This window comes from Methanocalculus natronophilus (assembly GCF_038751955.1).
Taxonomy (GTDB): domain Archaea; phylum Halobacteriota; class Methanomicrobia; order Methanomicrobiales; family Methanocorpusculaceae; genus Methanocalculus; species Methanocalculus natronophilus.
The window spans coordinates 280-965 of the sequence record NZ_JBCEXH010000024.1; the positions used below are offsets into that span (position 1 = coordinate 280).

Here is a 686-nt window from a genome sequence, read left to right on the forward strand (position 1 = left end):
TGATACCAAACAACACCAAAAAGAAAAAGAGACAGCGTCTCTTTTCGTTATTTTAGTGCTTTAAAATGTTTTCTTAGCATTACATAATGGATTAAATTCCAAACACCATAGATTACAATAAAATTAATTAAAGCATCAACTAGTGGCCATTCATCTTCTAAAATCAACATGAAAAGCGTAAAAACAGCAGCCGCAATTAATCCACTTACCCATATTCTTAGATGCATCACTCTACGTTTTTCTTGGTTACTTTGTTCTTTTTCCATCTACTCACCTCAAAGGCATTATATCAAACACTCAAAAAACATACAATCATGAAAAAAAGAGACATAAATGCCTCTTTTAATGCTTGTTTGATGTCGCAATACACTTAAAAATATCAAGATTTCTAACACGTTGTGTAGTATTTAAATAATTCATAATCAATTACTTAATCAAATCAGAATAATATAATTTTAATGCTGTATCAAAATATTCAATAACAACATTTTTCTTTTTGTTTTTTGTATTTTTCTTCATAGTAAACACACTCCTTAATTATCTTATGAGTGCTTAAAAACGCTAAGGTTAAGAATTTTTACTTGTACGTTTTTAAGCATAGTAATAATAAGTTTTTGTTGTATTGCAAGTATCAAACTCTTCCACCTCCAACGTGTACAAAATATTTTCATTATGTTACATATTAT

At 27.8% G+C, this 686-nt stretch carries 1 protein-coding gene; it reads right to left on the reverse strand.

What is annotated here, in order from left to right; genetic code table 11:
* Positions 1-47 precede the first annotated feature (47 nt).
* Positions 48-266, reverse strand: a complete 219-nt coding sequence (locus tag ABCO64_RS10130) for a hypothetical protein (RefSeq protein ID WP_343089367.1) — start codon at positions 264-266, stop codon at positions 48-50.
* Positions 267-686 lie beyond the last annotated feature (420 nt).

Excerpts from the sequence above, each read along its gene's own strand:
- ABCO64_RS10130 (WP_343089367.1), bottom strand. The coding sequence starts at position 266 with ATGGAAAAAGAACAAAGTAACCAAGAAAAACGTAGAGTGATGCATCTA.